Annotated in this window: 20 protein-coding genes and 2 pseudogenes; 11 read left to right on the forward strand and 11 right to left on the reverse strand. The window is 63.9% G+C overall.

The genetic code is table 11. From position 1 onward, the window contains the following. Nucleotides 1-845 (reverse strand): PE family protein (locus MSIMFI_RS16470; protein ID WP_191498274.1); only part of this gene is annotated, 845 nt, incomplete at its 3' end. 254 nt (nt 846-1,099) lie between these two features. On the opposite strand from MSIMFI_RS16470, the gene MSIMFI_RS16475 reads away from it, so the two are divergent. Both MSIMFI_RS16475 and MSIMFI_RS16480 read left to right on the forward strand, forming a co-directional pair. Continuing rightward, nucleotides 1,100-1,729: a phosphotransferase-like protein gene (locus MSIMFI_RS16475; protein ID WP_186242644.1), complete on the forward strand. Its 630-nt coding sequence runs from the start codon at nt 1,100-1,102 to the stop codon at nt 1,727-1,729. A 112-nt stretch (nt 1,730-1,841) separates the two neighbouring features. After that, on the forward strand, nt 1,842-2,498 hold the full coding sequence (locus tag MSIMFI_RS16480) for a DedA family protein (protein WP_191498275.1): 657 nt from the start codon (nt 1,842-1,844) through the stop codon (nt 2,496-2,498). Between the two features lies 1 nt (nt 2,499). Here MSIMFI_RS16480 and MSIMFI_RS16485 read toward each other — a convergent pair whose 3' ends face one another. Continuing rightward, nucleotides 2,500-3,117 carry a TetR/AcrR family transcriptional regulator gene (locus tag MSIMFI_RS16485; RefSeq protein ID WP_191498276.1) on the reverse strand — a complete coding sequence of 206 codons (618 nt, stop codon included), beginning with the start codon at nt 3,115-3,117 and terminating at the stop codon, nt 2,500-2,502. A 153-nt stretch (nt 3,118-3,270) separates the two neighbouring features. Here MSIMFI_RS16485 and MSIMFI_RS16490 point away from each other — a divergent pair, with 153 nt between their 5' ends. Continuing rightward, entirely contained in the window at nt 3,271-3,702 is a 432-nt protein-coding gene (locus tag MSIMFI_RS16490; RefSeq protein ID WP_191498277.1) for an anti-sigma factor antagonist, read from the forward strand. Between the two features lie 12 nt (nt 3,703-3,714). Here MSIMFI_RS16490 and MSIMFI_RS16495 read toward each other — a convergent pair whose 3' ends face one another. From MSIMFI_RS16495 to MSIMFI_RS16510, 4 genes are all read right to left on the reverse strand, one after another. Then, nucleotides 3,715-4,377, reverse strand: coding sequence for a TetR/AcrR family transcriptional regulator (locus tag MSIMFI_RS16495; RefSeq protein WP_191498278.1), 663 nt, complete (start codon nt 4,375-4,377; stop codon nt 3,715-3,717). A 97-nt stretch (nt 4,378-4,474) separates the two neighbouring features. Beyond that, nucleotides 4,475-4,813 carry a hypothetical protein gene (locus tag MSIMFI_RS16500; protein ID WP_191498279.1) on the reverse strand — a complete coding sequence of 113 codons (339 nt, stop codon included), beginning with the start codon at nt 4,811-4,813 and terminating at the stop codon, nt 4,475-4,477. A gap of 112 nt (nt 4,814-4,925) precedes the next feature. Further along, nucleotides 4,926-7,859, reverse strand: a complete 2,934-nt coding sequence (locus MSIMFI_RS16505) for a BTAD domain-containing putative transcriptional regulator (RefSeq protein WP_191498280.1) — start codon at nt 7,857-7,859, stop codon at nt 4,926-4,928. Nucleotides 7,860-8,066: 207 nt separating this feature from the next. Further along, nucleotides 8,067-11,264, reverse strand: a complete 3,198-nt coding sequence (locus tag MSIMFI_RS16510; RefSeq protein WP_449870815.1) for a BTAD domain-containing putative transcriptional regulator — start codon at nt 11,262-11,264, stop codon at nt 8,067-8,069. Between the two features lie 89 nt (nt 11,265-11,353). On the opposite strand from MSIMFI_RS16510, the gene MSIMFI_RS16515 reads away from it, so the two are divergent. Then, a complete protein-coding gene (locus MSIMFI_RS16515; RefSeq protein ID WP_191498281.1) occupies nt 11,354-12,469 on the forward strand; it encodes a glutamate--cysteine ligase 2 in 1,116 nt (371 codons plus the stop codon). 5 nt (nt 12,470-12,474) lie between these two features. On the opposite strand, the gene MSIMFI_RS16520 is transcribed toward MSIMFI_RS16515, so the two are convergent. Beyond that, nucleotides 12,475-12,765 (reverse strand): hypothetical protein, encoded by a 291-nt coding sequence (locus MSIMFI_RS16520; RefSeq protein WP_191498282.1) that lies wholly within the window; start codon nt 12,763-12,765, stop codon nt 12,475-12,477. A gap of 49 nt (nt 12,766-12,814) precedes the next feature. Next, on the reverse strand, nt 12,815-13,174 hold the full coding sequence (locus MSIMFI_RS16525; protein ID WP_191498283.1) for an Rv2640c family ArsR-like transcriptional regulator: 360 nt from the start codon (nt 13,172-13,174) through the stop codon (nt 12,815-12,817). Nucleotides 13,175-13,276: 102 nt separating this feature from the next. Here MSIMFI_RS16525 and MSIMFI_RS16530 point away from each other — a divergent pair, with 102 nt between their 5' ends. From MSIMFI_RS16530 to arsB, 3 genes are all read left to right on the forward strand, one after another. Further along, the gene (locus tag MSIMFI_RS16530) at nt 13,277-13,732 is read left to right on the forward strand and encodes an ArsI/CadI family heavy metal resistance metalloenzyme (RefSeq protein ID WP_191498284.1); all 456 of its coding nucleotides are present in this window, start codon (nt 13,277-13,279) and stop codon (nt 13,730-13,732) included. Between the two features lie 138 nt (nt 13,733-13,870). Continuing rightward, nucleotides 13,871-14,245 carry an ArsR/SmtB family transcription factor gene (locus tag MSIMFI_RS16535; RefSeq protein WP_191498285.1) on the forward strand — a complete coding sequence of 125 codons (375 nt, stop codon included), beginning with the start codon at nt 13,871-13,873 and terminating at the stop codon, nt 14,243-14,245. After that, entirely contained in the window at nt 14,242-15,750 is a 1,509-nt protein-coding gene (gene arsB, locus MSIMFI_RS16540; RefSeq protein ID WP_191498286.1) for an ACR3 family arsenite efflux transporter, read from the forward strand. The genes MSIMFI_RS16535 and arsB overlap by 4 nt, the downstream gene beginning before the upstream one ends. Here the strand turns inward: arsB and MSIMFI_RS29720 are convergent. From MSIMFI_RS29720 to MSIMFI_RS29290, 3 genes and pseudogenes are all read right to left on the reverse strand, one after another. After that, nucleotides 15,716-15,943 (reverse strand): copper chaperone, encoded by a 228-nt coding sequence (locus MSIMFI_RS29720; RefSeq protein ID WP_396820270.1) that lies wholly within the window; start codon nt 15,941-15,943, stop codon nt 15,716-15,718. The two genes, arsB and MSIMFI_RS29720, sit on opposite strands and share 35 nt — an antisense overlap. Nucleotides 15,944-15,992: 49 nt before the next feature. Further along, a pseudogene (locus MSIMFI_RS29725) lies at nt 15,993-16,076 on the reverse strand (DUF2182 domain-containing protein); the annotation flags it as partial. A gap of 373 nt (nt 16,077-16,449) precedes the next feature. Next, nucleotides 16,450-17,067, reverse strand: a complete 618-nt coding sequence (locus MSIMFI_RS29290) for a PE family protein (RefSeq protein WP_191498287.1) — start codon at nt 17,065-17,067, stop codon at nt 16,450-16,452. A gap of 547 nt (nt 17,068-17,614) precedes the next feature. Between MSIMFI_RS29290 and MSIMFI_RS16555 the strand changes: the two genes are divergently transcribed. The 4 genes and pseudogenes from MSIMFI_RS16555 to MSIMFI_RS30045 form a co-directional block, all read left to right on the forward strand. Continuing rightward, on the forward strand, nt 17,615-18,223 hold the full coding sequence (locus tag MSIMFI_RS16555) for a TetR family transcriptional regulator (RefSeq protein ID WP_186243439.1): 609 nt from the start codon (nt 17,615-17,617) through the stop codon (nt 18,221-18,223). A gap of 184 nt (nt 18,224-18,407) precedes the next feature. After that, nucleotides 18,408-18,842 (forward strand): MmpS family transport accessory protein, encoded by a 435-nt coding sequence (locus tag MSIMFI_RS16560; protein WP_186243440.1) that lies wholly within the window; start codon nt 18,408-18,410, stop codon nt 18,840-18,842. Further along, the gene (locus MSIMFI_RS16565; RefSeq protein WP_191498288.1) at nt 18,839-21,748 is read left to right on the forward strand and encodes an MMPL/RND family transporter; all 2,910 of its coding nucleotides are present in this window, start codon (nt 18,839-18,841) and stop codon (nt 21,746-21,748) included. Before MSIMFI_RS16560 ends, MSIMFI_RS16565 begins: the two co-directional genes overlap by 4 nt. A gap of 211 nt (nt 21,749-21,959) precedes the next feature. Next, nucleotides 21,960-22,574: pseudogene (locus tag MSIMFI_RS30045) on the forward strand (PPE family protein); the annotation flags it as partial. Between the last annotated feature and the right edge of the window lie 470 nt (nt 22,575-23,044).

Consider the following 23,044-nt stretch of genomic DNA (forward strand, 5'->3'; position numbering starts at 1 on the left):
CGCCCCCCCCCCCCCCCCCCCCCCCCCCCCCCCCCCCCCCGTCCCCCCCCCCCCCCCCGGACCCCCCAACCCCCCCCTCCCCAACCCCCCCCCCCCCCCCCGCCGGCCCCGCCGCCGCCGCGGGTGTCGCCGAGCCCGCGGCCCCCCCCGGCACCGCCAATGCCACCGTTGCCAATGAGCCCCGTCGTCCCACCGACCCCGCCGGCGCCTCCGGTCGCACCCGCCGCCGTCGCGGCGCCGCCGGCACCACCGGTTCCGCCGTTGCCCAGCAACCACCCGCCACGACCACCGGGCCCACCGGCAGCACCGGAGCCGGCTATCCCGTCCCCACCCTTGCCACCGGCGCCGCCATTGCCGAATAGCCCGGCGGCACCGCCGGCGCCCCCGACCTGACCGGGTGCACCCGACCCGCCATTGCCGCCGTTACCGAGCAAGATCCCGCCGTCTCCGCCGGGAGCCCCGGTCCCGTCGGCCCCGTTCGCGCCGTTGCCGATGAGCGGGCGCCCGAACAGCGCCTGTGCAGGGGCGTTCACCGCGCCCAGCAGGTCCTGCATCGGCGATGCGGCGGCGGCTTCAGCGGCGGCATAGGCGCCCGCACCCGCGGTGAGGGACCGCACAAACTGCTCGTGGAATGCCACGGCCTGCGCGCCGAGCGTCTGGTAGGCCTGAGCGTGCGAGCCGAATAGCGCGGCCACCGCGGCCGACACCTGATCGGCGGCCGCCGCCACTATCGCCGTCGTCGGCAGCGCCGCCGCCGCGTTAGCAGCGGTGATCGTCGAACCGATGCCCGCCAAGCTCGAAGCCGCGGCTGCCACCGATTCCGGCACCGCAATCACAAACGACATCCGCGACCTCCCAGCGGGATAACGATTGACCTTGGAGCACCCAGCAGCAACAAATCCTATCCCCACAGCGAACACCACAAAGGGCATTTGGCTGACGACGCGTCGGTCTTGATACCCCAAGCAGATCCCGTGATTGACGTCCGAATTCTGGTTCCGAATAGACGGCTGGGGCAACGACCTAGACGCAACCGTGAACCATCACGCCCAGCAAACATCTCGCGGGCGCCCCGCGGGTGCGATAACCTCATCCGCGTATGGCAAGCGGCAAGCTCATCCTCCTCAACGGCGGATCCAGCGCGGGAAAGACGTCGCTCGCCCTGGCGTTTCAGGATCTGGCCGCCGAATGTTGGATGCACATCGGGATCGACCTGTTCTGGTTAGCGCTGCCGCCCGAGCAGCTGGATCTGGCGCGGGTACGGCCCGAGTACTACACCTGGGACAGCGTGGTCGAGGCCGACGGCCTTCCGTGGTTCACCGTCCACCCCGGTCCGCTCCTGGACAAGGCCATGCATGCCCGCTACCTAGCCATCAGGGCCTACCTCGACGTCGGCATGAACGTCATTGCCGACGACGTGATCTGGAAGCGTGAGTGGCTGGTGGAAGCGTTGCGGACCTTCGACGGCTGTCAGGTCTGGATGGTAGGAGTCCACGTGTCCGACGAGGAAGGGGCGCGCCGGGAGGACGAACGCGCCGACCGCCACCCCGGGTGGAACCGCGGAAGCGCGCGCGCCGCGCACGCCGACGCCGAGTACGACTTCGAACTGGACACCACGGCCACTCCGGTACCGGTGCTGGCGCGACGACTTGACGAGTGCTATCAGGCCTGCCGGGAACCCACGGCATTCAATCGGCTGCGCAAGCGCTTCTGCCCCGACCTCGTGTGAGATTCGAAGAGGGATTGAACTCCGTTGCCCCTACTTATGGTCTGACGCCGCGCCGCATCCGTTTGGGCGCTTTCGCGAGGCGCCTCGAGCACCCGTCAGGCATGCTTGTCCCATGGATGTGGAGGCCCTTCTGCAGTCAATCCCGCCGCTCGCGGTCTACCTGGTGGTCGGCGGTGTGGTGGGGATGGAAAGCCTGGGTATCCCGCTTCCTGGGGAGATCGTGCTGGTCAGCGCGGCGCTGATGTCATCGCATCACGAGCTGGCGGTCAACCCAATCGGCGTAGGCGCCGCCGCGGTGATCGGAGCGGTGATCGGCGACTCCATCGGCTACTCGATAGGCCGCAGGTTCGGCATGCCGCTGTTCGACCGGCTGGGCCGGCGGTTCCCCAGGCACTTCGGTCCTGGACACGTCGCGCTCGCCGAACGAACATTCAACCGCTGGGGCATCCGCGCGGTGTTCTTCGGACGCTTCATCGCGTTGCTGCGGATCCTCGCCGGTCCACTGGCCGGCGCGTTGAAGATGCCCTACCCACGGTTCCTGGCAGCCAATGTCTCCGGAGGCATCTGCTGGGCCGGCGGCACGACCGCGCTCGTCTACTTCGCCGGGGTAGCCGCCGAACGCTGGCTGCAGCGGTTCTCCTGGATCGCACTCGTCATCGCCCTCATCTGCGGCATCGTCGCCGCAATCTTGCTGCGCGAACGCACATCTCGCGCTATCGCCGAACTCGAGGCTGAGCACCACCGGAAAACCGGGACCACCGCGGCCTGATTCAACCGACCGCCTCGTCGCCGTCTTCCGCCAGTTCCGGGCGGTGCTGCTCGATGAGGGCACGCGCCATCTTCTGGGCGCGGTGGGCGGCATTCGGGTCGCCCACCGTCGCGAGGATGATGGCGCCCTTCATCAAAAGATGCCACGACCACGCGAAGTCGTCGACGTCATCGAACCCGGCGGCTGCGGCACGTTTGCGCACGATGTCACGAACGTTGGCGATATGAGCGATGCAGGCCTGTCCGGCAGGATGGTCGGCTCCCAACTCGAGCAACACGTTGATAAACGAGCAGCCCTCGTAGCCGTCGCGCCGTTGGAACCAGTCGTGCAGGACGTCGAACATCGCCAGCAGCTGTTCCTCGGGCGTGTCGCCGCGCTGGCGCGACTGCTCCTCGATCAGACCGCGCGTCCAGAGTTCTTCTCGGCGCTCCAGCACCGCCAGCACAAGGTCGTTCTTGGTCGCGAAATGGCGGTAGAGCGTCGCCCGGGCTACCCTTGCCCGCTCGATCACCTCGTCGGTGCCCACCGCCCGGATACCGCGACGACTGAAGAGTTCGTATGCCGCAATCAAGATTCGTTCACGGGCCGACATGGGCGACACGGAATCGGGGCCTGGCATAGCGGGCCTTACCATACTCTTATGTCCGGCGTATAGACAGACCGCCCTGTCTCGTTATACAAATGAGACCTACATCCCCGGTCGGTCTGTCTTCAGACGCGCAGGACGGGCATCCATGGCAGCGCTGTCGCGCCCGCCGATTAGGAGTGCACGATGAGCCTGGTGATTGCAGAATCTGTCGCCACCCCCCTGGCGCTGAGCACCCGGCTCGTTTACGAGCTCGGTGATCCGCGCAGTACCCTGCGGGCCACCACCGACCGCAACGGCGAAGCGGTGCTAATCCATACTGGCGGCGAGATCGACGCCTGCAACGAAGACACCTGGCGCCAGTTGGTGGGTGAGGCGGCCGCCAGCACCACTCCGCCCGGGCCTTTCATCGTCGACATCACCGATGTCGATTTCATGGGCTGCTGCGCCTTCGCGGTGCTAGCCGACGCGGCGGAACGGTGTCGGCGCCGCGGGATTGAACTGCGTCTGGTGAGCCGCCAACAGATCGTCTCCCGAATCGTAAGTGCCTGCGGATTACGCGGCGTCCTGTCCACTTATCCGACCGTGGACGCCGCGTTGGCGGCTCGCGTTCGCTAGCGGGCGCGCCAGCTACGCCGCCCCGTGGGCGGCAGCCTTCGGCGTCTTCAACTCCTGTCCCGTTCCGGCCGGCGGCGGCCCCACTTCCAGCACTGATCGCACAGCAGCGCGAAGGTAGTCGCGCAAGATCGGCATGCTGTATCGCTGGTCCCGCGCAGCAATCCACTTCGGGAGATCGACAATGCAGGTTGAGATCAGGTCCACCGCGCTGACATCGCTGCGATCCCACAGACCCTCCGCCAACCGCGCCATGACCTCGGCGAGTTCACGCTCCGACGCACGGAGTTGATCGGCAATCGCGCGCGGCATCGCTTGGCTCGCAATCTCTTCGCGACGCACCGTCATGAGCAAAGCCGACGACCCCGGATACATCTCGGGGTAGAGCAGCGATGTCTCCGCCGCCGCATACACCGCATCCAGGGGATCAGCATCTGGTTGGCTCTTCGCGTCCTCCACCCGACTGGTCATCAGGTCGAGAAAACGCCGCTCCGCACGGACCCATACCCTGCCCAGCAGCCCGCCGCGAGATTCGAACGTCCGATAGATCGCGCCGTTGGATACACCGGTGGCTTTGGTGAGTGCTCGAATCGTCACTGCATCCATGCCGTCCTGCGCAACCAGCTCTTCCGCAGAGTCGAGGACAAAGTCGGGTTCGTGTAACTGAGGCCTCAACACAGCTAAACCGCTCCTTTATAGACACGTGCATTACGGCGCACGCAGAAATCACCGAAATTCCGTGCCTGCCCGACATCGTCTCGGCTTCTCATCACGGTCATTGTCCCCAAGAGATCTGGTTGCGACAAGCAAATCGCTGACATGGCCAAACTGTTCCACACCAGCATCCGGACAGCGCTGGTGAATCGTGAAATGCGCTGGTCACAGTGCGCAAATCGAATCGGTCGACCCAGCCGGACCACACGATCCACGATAACTGCACGCTTGATGCTGACGTCTGCTCCAGCCACACGGCCGGACCAGTCAGCGTGAATACCGAGCGGAGCCAGCACAACGCCACCTGTCCGGCGTCCAGCAACACATTCACGCCGACAACCGCGACGCCGAGCCCCGACAGCAGCACGAGACCGCCGCCGACCATCGTCGATGACTTCACTTGCGCTCCTCGGCCCCCAGTGACGTTGGCGCGGACACCGCCAACTGTGCCGGGCGGAGATGCGGAAAGTGTTCGTGAATCGTGAAATGAGCTGGTCACAGCTCTGCAGAAATCAAGAGACGGGCACTGCCGTGTGTTCGTAGTACCACTGCAGGCTGGTGCGCGCTCGCGCGACGACCGCGGCATCGCCGACGGCCGGTGCCCGAAACGCATCGAGGCGCGCCGGGCCCAAAGAGCCGACGAGAACATCGATTTGGGCCGTCGTGAGGGGCGGCGGCTTACCCGCGTTCACAAACGCCCAGTAAAGGAAAGCGGCATCGTCGTGGCCGCCGAGCCGGATCAACAACCGTGCGATGTAGCGCAGCGCGAGCCACTGTTGGGTCATGTCGCCGAACCGGTCCCAGTGTTCAAGCACCGAAATGAACATCTGGGCCGCGGCCCTGGGGTCACCATACAACGAACGGGTCGCGGCGGCTTCCATCAACGCACTTCCGTACACCCAGAAGTTCTGCACATCCGCGGCCAGCCGCGCCGCATCGTCGAACAAGGCCAACGCACGCTCTGGTTCGGACTTTCTGAGCAGGTACCCCAGCGCAAAGTAGGCCATTGCCTGCGCTGTCGGGTTGCCCGTCTGTTCCGCGACGGCCACCGCCTCCTGGGCAGTGGGCACGGCGACGTCGTCGTTGCGCATGACGCCCTGACAGATGGCGACCACAAAAAGCGCCCACCCCAGCCTGATTGGGTCGTCGTCACCGCGGGCGCGCGCCGCTTCGGCTTCCCAATACGCCAGTGCTTTCATTGGTTCGCCCTCAAACAGGGCGACGTCGGCCATCACGTCTGCGGGATATACGACGCGCGCGCTGCCACGTCCCGGAACCCGCCCCTGCACAAGGGCCGCAAGGGATTTCGCGCGTGCATAGTCGGCGTGATTCCACGCGACCCGGGCGGCGGTCCCAACCGCGGCGGGAAACAACCGATGGTCGGCATCGGCAACGGCGATCACGCGTTCGGCCCACTCGGCCACCTCGTAGCCGATGCGCCAGCCGATCAACTCCGGCACGGCCGCAACCAATCGCAGTGCCAGGTCCACGTTGTCTACGTCCATCGCATGCTCGAACGCCGCGCGCAGATTGTCGTAGTCGGGCAGCATCCGCTCGACCCATTCCCGCTCCTGTGCTGTGTGCATCGCGGCACCGGCACGCTCGGCCAGCGCGGTGAAATACACCGCATGCCGCAGCGCGATCTGCTTGTCAATCCCATTCTCCTGCAAGCGTTCTCGTCCGTATGTACGTAGCGTCTCCAAGAAGGAGTAGCGGGTCCGTTCGTCGACGCTGAGCACTACGACTATCGACTTGTCGACCAGACCGGTGAGCAACTCGAGGGTGTCGGCCTCACTGGCCCCGTCCGCTCCACACACGCCGTGCGCGGCTTCGAGGTCGAAACACCCCGCGAACGCAGAAACCCGCGCGAACAACGCTTGCTCACGCTCGGTGAGCAACCGATACGACCACGCGATCGTCTCGGCCAGACTCTGCTGCCGGGGTAATACACCCCGCGCCCCGCCACGCAACAACACCAAGTAGTCCGGGCGGCGGGCCACGTCAAGGCTGCTCATCACCCGCATCCGCGCCGCTGCCAACTCAACGCCCAGCGGCAGGCAGTCAACGCGGCGACAAATCTCAGCCACCGCACCCGGCGGTTGGTCATCGAGCGTAAAGTCCGGTCGGCTGGCCCGAGCCCGATCGGCGAACAAACGCGTGGCATCCTCCACCCGCAACGGCGGGACGTCGACGATCCGTTCACCCTCAACACCGAGCGGTTGCCGACTGGTTGCCAACACCGACACCCGTGGGCAATGCTGCACGATCTGGTCGATCAACCGCGCGGCAGCCTCGAGCACATGCTCGCAGTTGTCAAACACCAACAACCCCTCGCGCCCCCGCAGGTACTCGATGACACTTTCCTCGATATCCATGCCCTGCTGTTGACGCAACCACACGCTGGCCGCGACAGTGTGCACCACCGCATCCGCATGCTCCAAAGGCCCCAGTTCGCAGACCCACACACCGTCGCCGAAGCGCTCCTGCTCGCGCCGTGCGACCTCAAGAGCCAGCCTCGTCTTACCGACGCCACCAACCCCGGTCAGAGTCACCAGCGGACCGGCACGCAGCGCATCGGTCACCCGATCCAATTCGCGTTCGTGGCCAACAAAACTGGTGGCACGCCGCAATAGTCCCGACTGTGACCGTTGGAACACACGCGGATGCGCCGGCGTCGAGTGCGGCGCCCCAACCTTGTTGGCCGTTGGCTCCTCGACCTCGCCGGTAAGAATCTGCTGATGCACCCGGCGCAACGCCAAACCAGGATCAACGCCAAGCGCCTCGACGAGCCGCTCACGGATCCCGCGGTAGGTGTCTAGCGCATCGGCCTGCCGGCCGTTGCGGTACAAGGCCAGCATCAACTGGCCGGCAAGACGTTCATCCAGCGGGTGGGCGGCCTGCGCCGCGGACAGTTCGACAAGCAGCTCGCCATGTCTGCCAACACGCAACACGGCGTCATTGCGGTCCAATTGGACCGAAAACCGCTCGGCCTCTAAGCCACTTCGCAGATCGTTTACCCACGGCGTGTCCAGGGCCACAAACGGCTCATCGGACCAAATCCCCAACGCCCGATCGAACAACGCCGCAGCCTCCTGCGCGTCGTCGCTGGCCCGCGCCTGTGACACCACCGACCGAAAGCGATGCAGGTCTACTGACAACGGGTCCGCAGTAAGCACATATCCCCCAGGCTCCCGTGAAATGCCCGCATCCTCGGTGTCAGCAAGAAGGTTCCGCAGCCGAGAGACATAACCGGCAAGGGAATTGCGCGCATGATTCGGCGGCCGGTCCGACCACACCCGATCAACGAGCTGATCCACCGGGATCGCACGATTGACATCGATAAGAAAAGCCAGCAGAACACACCGCTGGCGGGCATGACCAATGTCCAATCGCCGCCCATCGATTCGGGCTTCGATGTCGCCGAGCAAGCCGAACTCGACCGTCATCCAGCAAACCCTCTCCGCACAGCGAATGCAGCATGTCTGGTGGTCCGAAGCATACGTCGCACGGTGGCGGGCGGCGGCGACTTGGTGCGTCTGCTCCCGCGACGAGAGCCGGGTAGACGGTTCCAAAGCGCCTCGGCCCAGTCTGCGAGGTGTTTCCGATCATTGATCGCCACACCGCCTGTGGTTTTCGTTGCGTAGCGACGTCAATCACATCGCCAACACGGCGGTGTGTTTGATGTATCGCTCCAGGCTCGAGCGCGCCCGCGCGACGACTGCGGCATCGCAGGCGGGCGGGGCACTGAGAGCGTCGAGGCGGGCTGGGCCCAGACGATCGGCGAGTGCGTCCAATTGAGCCGGGGTCAACGGCGACGGCTTACCCGCGTTCACAAACGCCCAGTAAAGGAAGGCGGCATCGTCGTCGGCGCTGACGCGGACCAGCAACCGGGTGATATAGCGCAGGTTCAACCACTGGGCGGGCCAGTCTCCGACCTGGTCCCAGTGGTCAAGTACCCCAATGAACATCTGCGCCGCGGCTGCCGGATCTCCGTGCACGGCACGGGTCGCCGCGGCTTCCATCAACGCATTCCCGTAGGACCAGAAGTTCTGCACATCCGCAGCTAGCCGCGCCGCGTCGCCGAACAGTGCCAGCGCGCGCTCCGTTTCGGACTTTCTGAGCAGGTACCCCAGCGCAAAGTAGGCCATCGACCGTGCCGTCGGGTTCCCCGTTTTTTCCGCGACGGCCACCGCCTCCTGCGCGGCGGGGAGGGCGATGTCGGGGGTGCCCAGGACGCCGTGACAGATCGCGACCACAGCGAGCGCCCACCCCAGCCTGATTGGGTCGTCGTCACCGCGGGCGCGCGCCGCTTCGGCTTCCCAATACGCCAGTGCTTTCATTGGTTCGCCCTCAAACAGGGCCGCGTCGGCGACCACGTCTGACGGGTAGGAGACGCGTGCGGTGCCACGGCCGGGAACTCGGCCCTGTGCCAGGGCCGCAAGGGATTTCGCGCGTGCATAGTCGGCGTGATTCCACGCGACCCGGGCGGCGGTCCCAACCGCGGCGGGAAACAACCGATGGTCAGGATCGGCAACGACGATCACCCGTTCGGCCCACTCGGCAAGCTCATAGATGCGCAGTCCGACAGCCTCCGGTATCGAGGTGACAAGTCGCAGTGCCAGATCGACGTTGTCTACGTCCATCGCATGCTCGAACGCCGCGCGCAGATTGTCGTAGTCGGGCAGCATCCGCTCGACCCATTCCCCCTCCTCGGCTGTGTGCATCGCGGCACCGGCACGCTCGGCCAGCGCGGTGAAATACACCGCATGCCGCAGCGCAATCTGCTTGTCAATCCCATTCTCCGCCAACAGCTTCCGCCCGTAGCCACGCAGGGTTTCCAAAACGACGTAGCGAGTCCGTTGACTCACACTGCTGACAACCACCATCGACTTATCGACCAGACCGGTGAGCAACTCGAGGGTGTCGGCCTCACTGACCCCGTCCGCTCCACACACGCCGTGCGCGGCTTCGAGGTCGAAACACCCCGCGAACGCAGAAACCCGCGCGAACAACGCTTGCTCACGCTCGGTGAGCAACCGATACGACCACGCGATCGTCTCGGCCAGACTCTGCTGCCGGGGTAATACACCCCGCGCCCCGCCACGCAACAACACCAAGTAGTCCGGGCGGCGGGCCACGTCAAGGCTGCTCATCACCCGCATCCGCGCCGCTGCCAACTCAACGCCCAGCGGCAGGCAGTCAACGCGGCGACAAATCTCAGCCACCGCACCCGGCGGTTGGTCATCGAGCGTAAAGTCCGGTCGGCTGGCCCGAGCCCGATCGGCGAACAAACGCGTGGCATCCTCCACCCGCAACGGCGGGACGTCGACGATCCGTTCACCCTCAACACCGAGCGGTTGCCGACTGGTTGCCAACACCGACACCCGTGGGCAATGCTGCACGATCTGGTCGATCAACCGCGCGGCAGCCTCGAGCACATGCTCGCAGTTGTCAAACACCAACAACACCTCGCGCACCCGCAGGTACTCGATGACACTTTCCTCGATATCCATGCCCTGCTGTTGACGCAACCACACGCTGGCCGCGACAGTGTGCACCACCGCATCCGCATGCTCCAAAGGCCCCAGTTCGCAGACCCACACACCGTCGCCGAAGCGCTCCTGCTCGCGCCGTGCGACCTCAAGAGCCAGCCTCGTCTCACCGACGCCACCACCCCCGGTCAGAGTCACCAGCGGACCGGCACGCAGCGCATCGGTCGCCCGATCCAATTCGCGTTCGTGGCCAACAAAACTGGTGGCACGCCGCAATAGTCCCGACTGTGACCGTTGGAACACACGCGGATGCGCCGGCGTCGAGTGCGGCGCCCCAACCTTGTTGGCCGTTGGCTCCTCGACCTCGCCGGTAAGAATCTGCTGATGCACCCGGCGCAACGCCAAACCAGGATCAACGCCAAGCGCCTCGACGAGCCGCTCACGGATCCCGCGGTAGGTGTCCAGCGCATCGGCCTGCCGGCCGTTGCGGTACAGGGCCAGCATCAACTGGCCGGCAAGACGTTCGTCCAGCGGGTGGGCGGCCTGCGCCGTGGACAGTTCGACAAGCAGCTCGCCATGTCTGCCGACACGCAACACGGCGTCGTTGCGGTCCAATTGGACCGAAAACCGCTCGGCCTCTAAGCCACTTCGCAGATCGTTTACCCACGGCGTGTCCAGGGCCACAAACGGCTCATCGGACCAAATCCCCAACGCCCGATCGAACAACGCCGCGGCTTCGCGCGGGTCGTCGCTGGCCCGCGCCTGTGACACCACGGACCGAAAGCGATGCAGGTCTACTGACAACGGGTCCGCGGTGAGGACATATCCACCGGGCTCCCGTGAAATGCACGCGTCCTCGGTGTCAGCAAGAAGGTTCCGCAGCCGAGAGACATAACCGGCAAGGGAATTGCGCGCATGATTCGGCGGCCGGTCCGACCACACCCGATCAACGAGCTGATCCACCGGGATCGCACGATTGACATCGATAAGAAAAGCCAGCAGAACGCACCGCTGGCGGGCATGACCAATGTCCAATCGCCGCCCATCGATTCGGGCTTCGATGTCGCCGAGCAAGCCGAACTCGACCGTCATCCAGCAAANGTTCCGCAGCCGAGAGACATAACCGGCAAGGGAATTGCGCGCATGATTCGGCGGCCGGTCCGACCACACCCGATCAACGAGCTGATCCACCGGGATCGCACGATTGACATCGATAAGAAAAGCCAGCAGAACGCACCGCTGGCGGGCATGACCAATGTCCAATCGCCGCCCATCGATTCGGGCTTCGATGTCGCCGAGCAAGCCGAACTCGACCGTCATCCAGCAAACCCTCTCTGCAGAGTGCAGCGAATGCAGCATGTCTGGTGGTCCGTAGCATACGTCGGTCGGAGCACCCTTTGCGGCTACATATCGAGACTTTGTGAATGCCCGCGGGTAGCTTGCACAGTATGGGCCCGCGGTGCTCGGGTAGCGACCTTCCGACCGTCGGCGTGGAGGAGGAATTCCTCTTGGCCGACCCGCGAACCGGAGAACCGGCAGCGCGCAATACCGCGGTGGCCGCCGAGGCCGGACACCGTGGCGTCACACTGCAATTGGAGCTGAGCAGTTGCCAGGTCGAAACGACCTCCAGCATCGCGACGACGAGTGCGCAACTCGGCAAGGAGCTCCTCGGGCTGCGGCGCACCGCGGCTCAGGCCGCGCAGGCTTGCGGGGTACGGCTGCTGGCCCTGGGGTTGCCGCCGGCCACCCCGCATGAGTTCCCGGTCACCGATACCCCGCGGTACCGCCAGATCGGAGCCCGTTTTGGGATGATCGCGCACGAGCAAGGCATCTGCGGATGCCACGTGCACGTGCAGGTGCCCCACCGTGGGGCCGCGATCCATGTCAGCAACTGGCTGCGGCCGTGGCTGCCGACACTGCTTGCGCTGTCGGCGAATTCGGCGCTGTATCGCAACACCGACACGGGCTTCGCGAGCTGGCGCAGCGTGCTGTGGCGTCGCTGGCCTGCTGCCGGGGCGCCGCCGTTCTTCCCCTCAGCCGAGGAGTACGACCGCGCGGTGCGGATGCTGATCGATGCCGGCGTGATTCTGGATCCGAACATGATCTATTGGGACGTGCGCCCGTCGGCGAACTTCCCGACCGTCGAGGTCCGAGTGGCCGACGTGCCGGCGACGGTCGCCGAAACGGTGCTGATTGCCACGCTGATCAGGGCCGCGGTGATCATGGCGCTTCATGAGCACACCCAAGGCGATGATGTCGGTCGCCTGCCGCCCGGTGCGTTGCGAGCGGCGTACTGGATGGCCGCGCACGAGGGGCTGTCGGGGCGGACGCTGGATTTGATCAATGAGTGCGAGTCGGTGCCGGCGCGTGCGCAGCTGTGCGCGCTGGTGCGACGGGTGCGCCCAGCGTTGGAGGCGCTGGGTGAATACGACCGCGTCGTAGAGGAATTCGAACGCATCGCCGCACAAGGCAACGGCGCGATGCGACAGCTGCGGGCATGGCGGCGTCGCGGCGAGGTGATGGACGTGATCGACGAAGCCGCCGTCACCACGCTCACCGGGTAAGGCGGCTACACGTAGGGCAAGGTGGCAGTTGCAGAGGTCTCGGATGCGTCAGCGAGCAACTGACTTAGCTTGTTCTGCAACGCGACCGTGGCATCCGCTACGGGTTTGTCACAGAACCGGCACTGTGCCTTGAATTGCGGCTGATCGTCTTCCTCCGGCCAGAATCTGCGTGGGCCAACCTGGGCGCCGGGGTCGTATTGGACGGCCTGATGCGGAACCTGCTTGAGGATCCTGCCCACGGGATGGCCTTGCGGGCATTCGAGTTTCAAGTAGCCGATGCCTTCGTTATAGCTCATCGTTCGTCACCCTTTGTGTGTTGTTGTCTGCACCCAAAGGTATGTGAGTTCAGGTGCAGCAGTCGGGGTTGAGTACAGCGCACAATGCTTGTAGAGCTTCGGGGTGTACGCGGTGAAAGACGTTCATGCCACGGCGTTCGGACATGACCAGGCCGGCCTTGCGTAGTTGGGCTAGGTGGTGGCTGACGGTGCCGTCGCTGAGGTCGAGTACCGCCGCCAGCTCGCCGCTGATCTCCTCGCCAGCAGACGAGCTGAACAGGTAGGACATGATCTTGACACGTGCCGGGTCGGCGAGGGCCTTGAGCCGCAGTGCCACGGCGAGGGCGTCGTCGTCGCTCATCGGTCCGGCGGCTACCGGTGCACAGCACACCGGCGCGGAGATGTCGATTACGGGCAGCGACTTCGGCATGAACCCAGTCTGGCAGATACCTTGACATATATCAAAAAGGTAGCCAGAGTGATGTAGTGGCGCCACTTTGATATATGTCTAACTAGTGGGAGGTGTCTTCTGATGTCCCGTGTTCAGCTCGCACTCAACGTCGATAATCTCGAGACCGCAATTACGTTCTACTCCACGCTTTTTAACGCCGAACCGGCCAAACGCAAGCCTGGATACGCCAACTTCGCGATCGCCGATCCACCGCTGAAGTTGGTCTTGCTGGAGAACCCCGGCTCGGGCGGCACCCTCAACCATCTCGGCGTGGAGGTCGGCTCCAGCGACACCGTGCATGCCGAGATCGCCCGGTTGAGCGAGGAGGGGATGTTCACCGAAGAGGAGATCGGCACGACCTGTTGTTTTGCCACCCAGGACAAGGTGTGGGTTACCGGGCCCGGCGGGGAGCGCTGGGAGGTGTATACCGTGCTGGCCGACTCCGCGACCTTTGGCAGCAGTCCCGAGCGTGCGAATAGCGGAGACGATACGGGCGTGTGCTGTGGCGGCCAATCCGGCGCGGCGGCGTGCTGCTAACCGCCGACCAGGCGAGGTGGGGCAGCCCAGCCGGGTGCCCCACCTTGTCGCGCGTCCCGCAATCCCGTGTCGCCCCGTTCCCTACGGATGATGGCCATCCCGCTTGCGGACCGATTCGATAGTCGTCAATATTGATAGATGTCGAATCAATTCCCAGGTGCGGCGTGCTGCGTCGTTGCGCCATTGGTGCGCGAATCGCTCAATCCACCGGCCGCGGCCGAAATGGCGGCCCGGTTCAAGGCACTGGCCGATCCGGTGCGATTGCAGCTACTGAGCTCGGTGGCCAGTCACGCCGGCGGCGAGGCTTGCGTCTGCGATATTTCCGCGGGAGTCGAGGTGAGCCAGCCGACGATTTCGCATCATCTCAAGGTGCTGCGTGACGCGGGTTTGCTCACCTCGCGGCGCCGGGCCTCGTGGGTGTACTACGCCGTGGTTCCCGAGACGCTAAGCGCGTTGTCGACGCTGCTCAGTGTCCATGCCAATGCGGCGCCTGCCGTGGGGGCACCGGCATGACAGAGACGGTCACCCCTGCTACCGCGCCGGCGGTGGTGGGCAAGCTTTCCACGCTCGACCGGTTCTTGCCGGTGTGGATCGGGTTGGCGATGGCCGCCGGGCTGCTGCTGGGTCGGTGGATCGCCGGTCTGCACACCGCGGTGGAAAAGGTTCAGGTCGACGGGATCTCGATGCCGATCGCCCTGGGCTTGCTGATCATGATGTATCCGGTGCTGGCCAAAGTGCGCTACGACCGCCTCGACACCGTCACACGTGACCGCAAGCTGCTGCTCACTTCGTTGCTGCTGAACTGGGTGTTCGGTCCGGCGTTGATGTTCGTGCTGGCTTGGCTGTTGCTGCCGGATCTGCCGGAGTACCGCACCGGGTTGATCATCGTCGGCCTGGCTCGCTGTATCGCCATGGTGATCATCTGGAACGACCTGGCCTGCGGGGATCGCGAAGCCGCCGCCGTGCTGGTCGCGTTGAACTCGATCTTTCAGGTGGCCATGTTCGCCGTGCTGGGCTGGTTCTATCTGTCGGTGCTACCGGGCTGGCTGGGCCTGGAGCGGACCACCATCGCCACCTCCCCATGGCAGATCGCCAAGTCGGTGCTGATATTCCTCGGACTCCCGCTGCTAGCCGGATACCTGTCGCGCCGGATCGGCGAAAAAGCCAACGGCCGCAACTGGTATGAATCCCGCTTCCTGCCCAAGGTGGGGCCGTGGGCGCTCTACGGTTTGCTGTTCACCATCGTGATTCTCTTTGCGTTGCAAGGAGATCAGATCATCTGCCGGCCGCAGGATGTGGCACGCATTGCGCTACCGCTGCTGGCTTACTTTGCCATCATGTGGGCCGGCGGCTACCTGGTCGGTGCGGCCCTGCAACTGGGCTACCAGCGAACCACCACCCTGGCGTTCACCGCCGCGAGCAACAACTTTGAACTGGCCATAGCGGTAGCCATCGCCACCTACGGCGCCAGCTCTGGCCAGGCTCTGGCCGGAGTTGTCGGCCCCCTGATCGAGGTACCCGTCCTGGTGGGACTGGTCTATGTCTCTCTGGCGCTGCGAACTCGGCTTTCCCGTCCTACGACCAATCAGCAACTGCCGCTTGATATCGACAAGCCCAGTGTCTTATTCGTCTGTGTGCATAACGCCGGCCGATCCCAAATGGCGGCCGGGCTACTGACCCACCTGGCCGGTGACCGCATCGAAGTCCGTTCCGCCGGAACCGAACCCGCCGACCAGATCAACCCGGTTGTCGTCGCCGCGATGGCCGAACTAGGCATCGACATCACCGCCAACACTCCGAAAATGCTTACCGGCGAACAGGTAAAGACCAGCGACGTCGTGATCACCATGGGCTGCGGCGACAGCTGCCCCTTCTTCCCTGGCGTGACCTATCGCGACTGGAAACTACCCGACCCTGACGGCCAACCTCTCGACATAGTCCGCTCGATCCGCGACGATATCGCCGACCGCGTCCAAACACTGATCACCGAACTGTTGTCCACCGCAAAGACTTTGTAAGACTCGCCAATTCGCGTACAAAAGCTACCTTCTCCAGCCAGATCAGAACAGTAGACGCCAGCATCCATGCCAATTGCATTGTGCCGAAGGCGATCAGCAGTACCATCAGCATCCAACAGGAGCCTATACAAGACATGCCGTAGCGGCCGCCGGCAAGAAATGCTCGGGGCCGGACGGTCAGGCTGGTTGTCATGGGGGAGGAAACAGGGCATGCGCGAGCGGCAGTGCCGCAGGCACACCGCCTTTAGCGGCGTGAGCTGATACAGCCCCGCAATCACCGCCACAGCAGCGGCCACGCGGCCGGCCCAAACACAAGCGTGGTCCATCGGATTGAGACGGCTCCACAGCCAGAAAGGCGGGAATGCCCGCCGCGCTCCACAGGGCCAGGTATCCGGCGACGAAGATGCCCACTGCGCCGGCGTTTCCGGCGGCGAGTGGCGGCGACCTGCCGCGCGGCCTGCGCCGAGATCATACGATCGTCGCGAAGCGATCAGCGCCAGGCTTTGGCAGCAGCCGATGGCTCGGTTCCTATCTCACGGTGCGAGCCTGATAACGCCCGGCGGATTGGGTCGCGCCGGAGGCGGCTTCACCGGACCACCACCATCGTTGCCACCACCGCCGCCACCGCCGATGCCACCGCCGCCAGTGCCGCTGCCGCCAGTGCCGCCACTGCCAGCCGCGCCCCCCGGTTGAGGAGCATCAGCCGGAGGCTTCGCGTCTTGCGGTAGTGGCGGCGGCTCTTGCGGTAGTGGCGGCGGCTCTTGCGGTAGTGGCGGCGGCACTTGTGGCGGTGGCGGCGGCTCTTGCGGTGGTGGCGGCGATTGTTTTGGTGGCGGCGGTGCCGTGATTGGTGGCGGTGGCGGCGGCTCCTGTGGTGGTGGCGGCGATTGTTTTGGTGGCGGCGGTGCCGTGATTGGTGGCACCATCCCCGCCGGCCCCACCCGGAGTGGTGGCGTTGGCACCGTCACCGATAATCGGACGACCAAACAAAGCCATTGCCGGCGCGTTGATCGCGCCCAGCAGATTCGATTCGGCGTTGGCCACCTCGGCGGCCAGATAGGATCCCGCGCCGGCATTCAGCACGTGCACGAACCGCTGATGAAAGCCTGCCGCGTGCGCGCTGATCGCCTGATACTGCTGGCCGTGCTCAGAGAACAACGCGGTAATCGCCGCCGACACTTCATCGGCGGCCGCCGGCGCCATTACTGTCGTCGCTGATACGGCCGCCGCGTTGGCCGCACTCACCGCGGATCCAATGCCCGCCAACTCCCGCGCCGCCACGGCAATCAAATCTGGCCCGACCACCAAGTACGACATCGCGAACCCCTATCTCAGGTGCAAAGACGTCCCCGTCTATAGCGCCGGATGAGTATCTGACAGTCGTCTTGACATCTGTCAGAACTAGTGACAAGTCGACAGAGTAGCGCTAGATGTCAGTGCAGTAGCGGTTTCGGCCAATCCCATTGGATGTTTCTCGGCATGAGTTCCAGGTCGGAAACGTGGGGGGCATTTCGCGCCCACTTTGCGGTTTGTCCGGTGTCAGCAACCGAAAGACGGCGAAGCGTATCGGTGAACTGTTCCATCCTGCTGGCCGTACAACGGGCTCGGGTATCCAGGCCGCGAACGGTTGGCGAATCGCCGCAGCTTCAGCGCTGGCGGCTTGGTACAGATTCCCATGAACGGCGAACTGGGTCGCGCCAGCTCCGGCCTGTTGGCGGGTGGGCACAACGCCGATGCTCGGGCGGTCCAAATGAGCTACCCGGCATCCGCATTATTAGCGCGTTCTTCTATCGGGGCGGTGATCGGAACCCGAGCCTCTTCGCCGTTTGACTGCAAAGTGTGCATTCCGTGCAACTATGGGGCTATGGCGAATCAAATGGGTCTACGCGAGCGACGCCGTCGACAGACCAGCGCCGACATCCGCGGTGCCGCCATCCGCCTGACCCAAAAACGCGGCTTCGACAAGGTGACCATCGAGGAAATCTGCTCGGAAGCCGGAGTATCGACCCGCACGTTCTTCAACTACTTCGCCAACAAAGAGTCCGCGATCGCCTATGGTCCCTCGGATATACCCGCCGAGCTCGCCGAGGAATTCGTCGCCGCCGGGCCCGCCCCATACTCGGTTGTCCTGGCAGAGTTGATCACCCTGGCAGCGCACCATCTCCGTGACATGCCACCGGAACGCGACCAGGCCGCCTGCATGCTTGAACTAGCCAAAACGTCGCCAGCGGTGTTGGCCGCATTCCTCGCCGATCTGGAGCGATTCCAGACTCAGCTAGCCGACATTGTTGCGCGACGCCAAGCGATGCGGTCAGACGACGAGATACCCGCGTTGATCTCGGCACTGGCATTGACCGCCGTGCGTTCCGGCATTGAACGCTGGACAAGCGCTGAGCCGGCGGATGCCGACGACACGCCGATGCCTTATGTCGAGCGAGCTGCCACGCTGGTCAACAGCATCTTCACGAAGTGACGGCGTGACCAGCAACACAAGAAGTTGCATAATCTGCAAAATATGCACATCATGTACTAATGCGCTGGCAGCGGTGCTCGAGAACGCTTCCCGAATACGAAGCAGGTGCCAGCGCTTGGGACGATCGCGGGTCTGAAACGCAGGGCAATCGGCTAAATCTGTTGTGGCGGTAGGGGAATCACCGGTGCAGGTATCCAAGCTTGTGCGCAACGCGTGGTTGCCGCTGTTGATCGTGGCGGTCGTGGTTGTCGGCGGCTCCACTGTAGCGCGAGTCAAGTCGTTCTTCGGCGCCGAGAACTCCGCCGCATTGACGAGTGCACGGGTCGACGACTCGAAGCCGTTTAAGCCCAAGGTCGTCAAGTACGAGATATTTGGCTCGGCAAGCCACGCCAACGTGAACTACTTGGATCTCAGCGCGGAGCCACAGCGGGTGGACGGCGCGCCGTTGCCCTGGACGTTGGTTCTCAGCACGACCGCCCCGTCGGTCTTCCCGAACATCGTGGCGCAAAGCGACGGTGACTACCTCGGCTGCCGAATCACCGTCGACGACGAAATCAAGGACGAGAAGATTTCCAACGGCGTGCACGCCCTGACCTTCTGCTTGGTGAAATCAGCATGAGCGCGACCACACACGACGCCCAGACCGACACCATTCCCGTCGCCAAACACGCAGCGCGGCCGGCGATCCCACGATTCATCCGGACGTTCGCCGTACCCATCATCCTCGGCTGGATCGCTCTAATCGCGGTGCTGAACGTCATCGTCCCGCAGCTCGACGAGGTCGGGAAGATGCGCTCGGTGTCGATGAGCCCCGACGATGCGCAGTCAGTGATCGCAACAAAGCGGGTCGGTGAGCTGTTCCACGAGTACAAGTCCAACAGCTCGGTCATGATCGTGTTGGAGGGCCAAAACACCCTCGGCAACGAGGCGCATGCGTACTACGACCAGATCGTCAAGAAGCTCGACGCCGACACCAAACACGTTGAACACGTGCAAGATTTCTGGAGTGATCCACTAACCGGATCGGGTGCGCAGAGCAACGACGCCAAGGCTGCCTACGTACAGGTCTACCTTGCCGGTAACCAGGGCGAAGCACTCGCCAACGAGTCGGTCGAGGCTGTACAGCAGATCGTCAAGAGCGTGCCCGCGCCCACCGGGGTCAAGGCCTACGTCACCGGGCCTGCCGCATTGTCAGCCGACCAGAACATCGCCGGTGACCGCAGCTTGCAAGTGATCGAAACCGTGACATTCGCGGTGATTATCGCGATGCTGCTGTTGGTCTACCGGTCGATCGTCACGGTCCTGCTCACCTTGGCAATGGTCGTCTTCGAGCTCGCAGCCGCCCGCGGAGTGGTTGCCTTCCTGGGCTACCACAATATCATCGGGCTCTCGACGTTCGCCACCAACCTGTTGGTTACGTTGGCGATCGCGGCCGCGACCGACTACGCGATCTTCCTGATAGGTCGATATCAGGAAGCCCGGTCGATCGGCCAGTCCCGAGAAGACGCCTACTACACCATGTTTGGCGGTACCGCACACGTTGTCCTCGGGTCGGGCTTGACGATCGCCGGTGCAACGTTCTGCCTGCACTTCACCAACCTGCCCTATTTCCAGACGCTAGGTATCCCGTTGGCCATTGGCATGGTCGTCGTGGTGGTGGCGGCATTGACACTTGGCCCCGCGGTGATCTCAGTAGCATCGCGCTTCCGTCAGTTACTGGAACCCAAACGGGCACAGCGCATTCGGGGCTGGCGCAAGGTAGGCGCTGTCGTGGTCCGGTGGCCAGGCCCGATCCTGATCATGACGATCGGCGTGGCACTCGTCGGACTGCTCACCCTGCCCGGCTATCGGACCAACTACAACGACCGCAACTACCTGCCCGCCGATCTCCCGGCCAACGCGGGCTATGCGGCCGCGGATCGGCACTTCTCGAAGGCGCGGATGAATCCCGAGCTGCTAATGATCGAAAGTGACCATGATCTGCGTAACTCCGCGGACTTCCTGGTGATCGACAAAATCGCCAAGACGATCTTCCGCGTGCCCGGGATCAGTCGCGTGCAGGCCATCACCCGACCCGAGGGCACGCCGATCGAACACACCTCGATCCCCTTCCAGATCAGCATGCAGGGCGTCACCCAGCAGATGAACCAGAAGTATCAAGAAGATCAGATGGCCGACATGCTCCGCCAGGCCGACGAGATGCAGACGACCATCGACAGCATGGTCCAGATGCAGAGCATCACCCAACAGATGGCCGACGACATGCATGTCATGGTCACGAAAATGAAAGACATGACTCTCGACGTCGCCGAATTGCGTGACCACATGGCGGATTTCGATGACTTCTTCCGACCCATCCGCAGCTACTTCTACTGGGAAAAGCACTGCTTCGACATACCCGTGTGCTGGTCATTGCGGTCGATCTTCGACGCCCTCGACGGCGTTGACACCATGACCGACGACATCCAGAGCCTGATACCGATCATGGAGCACCTCGACACCCTGATGCCTCGGATGACGGCGCTGATGCCCGAAATGATTCAGAACATGAAGAACATGAAAACGACGATGCTGACCATGTATGCGACCCAGAAAGGGTTGCTGGATCAGCAACAGGCAGCGCAGCGAAATTCCACCGCCATGGGCAAGGCATTCGACGCATCCAAGAACGACGACTCGTTCTACCTACCCCCGGAAACCTTCGACAATCCCGAATTCAAGCGGGGCATGAAGAACTTCCTCTCCCCCGACGGCCACGCCGTGCGGTTCATCATCAGCCACGACGGCGATCCGATGACACCAGAAGGCATTTCGCACATCGATGCGATCAAGAAGGCCGCTTACGAAGCGCTTAAGGGCACGCCCCTAGAGGGCTCGAAGATCTACCTCGGTGGGACCGCGGCAACCTATAAGGACATGCAGGACGGTAGCAACTATGACTTGTTGATCGCCGGAATCGCTTCCATGTGTTTGATTTTCATCATCATGCTGATCATCACGCGAAGCGTCGTGGCTTCGGCAGTCATCGTGGGCACCGTCTTGCTCTCGCTGGGCGCATCGTTCGGGCTTTCGGTGCTGATTTGGCAGCATCTGATCGGCATCGAACTGCACTGGATGGTGCTCGCAATGTCGGTCATCATCCTGCTCGCCGTCGGCGCCGATTACAACCTACTCTTGGTGTCCCGATTCAAGGAGGAGATCCACGCGGGCTTAAATACCGGCATCATTCGGTCGATGGGTGGCACCGGGTCGGTGGTTACGTCGGCGGGGTTGGTATTCGCCTTCACGATGATGACGATGGCGGTCAGCCAGTTGACTGTCATCGGTCAGGTGGGCACCACCATCGGCCTCGGCCTGCTCTTTGACACGCTGGTCGTGCGGTCGCTGATGACGCCCTCCATTGCCGCGCTGCTGGGTAAGTGGTTCTGGTGGCCCCAACGGGTCCGGCAGCGACCGGTGCCGTCGCCCTGGCCTGATCCAAGTGAGAAGCCGGCCCAGACAGCCGAATCATTAACCCCCGCTTGACCAATGGGCGCGTTGCAATCCGTCGGCACACATAGATAAGCGGGCGCCGCAGGCTCGCGCCGGAAAAGTAGGCGACGTTATCACACCGCATCGGCGTTCGGATCATATTTTGAGATTGGATTCAATCTCCATCGGGATCAGATATTGCCATGTACCGTAGCGCCACAGCGTCAAACCACGGACGGAAATCGGGCTAGAGAGGTGGTCGGCGATGAGCTTCTTCGTGTTGCCTCCGGAGATCAATTCGGTGCGGATGTTTTCTGGCGCAGGCTCGGCACCGTTGTTGGATGCCGCGGCCGCATGGAATGCGCTGGCCTCCGAGCTCGATTCGGCGGCGGGTTCGTTTTCCGCACTGACATCGGGGTTGGCCGCCGAGGCATGGCAGGGTGCCGCGTCTAAGGCGATGCTGGCTGCGGCCGCGCCGTATGCGGGCTGGCTGAGTACCGCGGCGACTCAGGCGTTTGGCGCCTCCGCACAGGCGCAAGCGGTCGCGGGTGCATTTGAGTCAGCGCTGGCGGCCACCGTGCACCCGGCGATGGTGGCGGCCAATCGTTCTGACTTGGTGTCCCTGGTGCTGTCGAATCTGTTCGGGCAGAACGCGCCGGCGATTGCGGCCGCCGAAGGCATCTACGAGGAGATGTGGGCTCAGGACGTCGCCGCGATGGTGGAATACCACGCTGGAGCCGCGGCGGCCGCGGCTCAGTTGGTCTCGCCCGCACAGGCGCTGCAGAAGCTGCCTGGCGCGGGCGAACTGCCCAACTTCGGCTACGGCAACGTCGGGCAAGGCAACATCGGCTTCCTCAACAACGGCACCCTCAACGTCGGCATCAACAACATCAGCCCCAACTTCACCCCCACCNTCTTCAACACCGGCAACCACAACCTGGGCGCCTTCCTCACCGGCGACAACCTCATCGGCATCGGCCCATTCCACATCACCAACGGTGCCCTCTCAGCGCTGCTGCCTGGCGCGGGCGAACTGCCCAACTTCGGCTACGGCAACGTCGGGCAAGGCACCATCGGCTTCTTCAACAACGGCACCCTCAACGTCGGCATCAACAACACCAGCCCCACCTTCCCCCCCACGAACCCCATCACCCTGTTCGGCGGGATCGGCATCGCCAACAACGGCCTCTACAACATCGGCGCCTGGAACACCGGCACCGCCAATATCGGCATCGGCAACACCAGCCCCAACTTCACCCCCACCAACCCCATCACCCAATTCGGCGGCCTCGGCCTGTTCAACAACGGCATCAACAACGCCGGCATCGCCAACATCGGCACCAACAACAG

Origin of the sequence: Mycobacterium simulans (assembly GCF_900232995.1) — a bacterium.
Lineage (GTDB): Bacteria > Actinomycetota > Actinomycetes > Mycobacteriales > Mycobacteriaceae > Mycobacterium > Mycobacterium simulans.

Excerpts from the sequence above, each read along its gene's own strand:
- MSIMFI_RS16555 (WP_186243439.1), top strand. The coding sequence starts at position 17,615 with ATGGCGAATCAAATGGGTCTACGCGAGCGACGCCGTCGACAGACCAGC.
- MSIMFI_RS16525 (WP_191498283.1), bottom strand. The coding sequence starts at position 13,174 with ATGCCGAAGTCGCTGCCCGTAATCGACATCTCCGCGCCGGTGTGCTGT.
- MSIMFI_RS16505 (WP_191498280.1), bottom strand. The coding sequence starts at position 7,859 with ATGACGGTCGAGTTCGGCTTGCTCGGCGACATCGAAGCCCGAATCGAT.
- MSIMFI_RS16485 (WP_191498276.1), bottom strand. The coding sequence starts at position 3,117 with ATGCCAGGCCCCGATTCCGTGTCGCCCATGTCGGCCCGTGAACGAATC.
- MSIMFI_RS16490 (WP_191498277.1), top strand. The coding sequence starts at position 3,271 with ATGAGCCTGGTGATTGCAGAATCTGTCGCCACCCCCCTGGCGCTGAGC.
- MSIMFI_RS16475 (WP_186242644.1), top strand. The coding sequence starts at position 1,100 with ATGGCAAGCGGCAAGCTCATCCTCCTCAACGGCGGATCCAGCGCGGGA.
- MSIMFI_RS16520 (WP_191498282.1), bottom strand. The coding sequence starts at position 12,765 with ATGAGCTATAACGAAGGCATCGGCTACTTGAAACTCGAATGCCCGCAA.
- MSIMFI_RS16535 (WP_191498285.1), top strand. The coding sequence starts at position 13,871 with ATGTCGAATCAATTCCCAGGTGCGGCGTGCTGCGTCGTTGCGCCATTG.
- MSIMFI_RS16565 (WP_191498288.1), top strand. The coding sequence starts at position 18,839 with ATGAGCGCGACCACACACGACGCCCAGACCGACACCATTCCCGTCGCC.
- MSIMFI_RS16515 (WP_191498281.1), top strand. The coding sequence starts at position 11,354 with ATGGGCCCGCGGTGCTCGGGTAGCGACCTTCCGACCGTCGGCGTGGAG.
- MSIMFI_RS29720 (WP_396820270.1), bottom strand. The coding sequence starts at position 15,943 with ATGACAACCAGCCTGACCGTCCGGCCCCGAGCATTTCTTGCCGGCGGC.
- MSIMFI_RS16530 (WP_191498284.1), top strand. The coding sequence starts at position 13,277 with ATGTCCCGTGTTCAGCTCGCACTCAACGTCGATAATCTCGAGACCGCA.
- MSIMFI_RS16480 (WP_191498275.1), top strand. The coding sequence starts at position 1,842 with ATGGATGTGGAGGCCCTTCTGCAGTCAATCCCGCCGCTCGCGGTCTAC.
- MSIMFI_RS29290 (WP_191498287.1), bottom strand. The coding sequence starts at position 17,067 with ATGTCGTACTTGGTGGTCGGGCCAGATTTGATTGCCGTGGCGGCGCGG.
- arsB (WP_191498286.1), top strand. The coding sequence starts at position 14,242 with ATGACAGAGACGGTCACCCCTGCTACCGCGCCGGCGGTGGTGGGCAAG.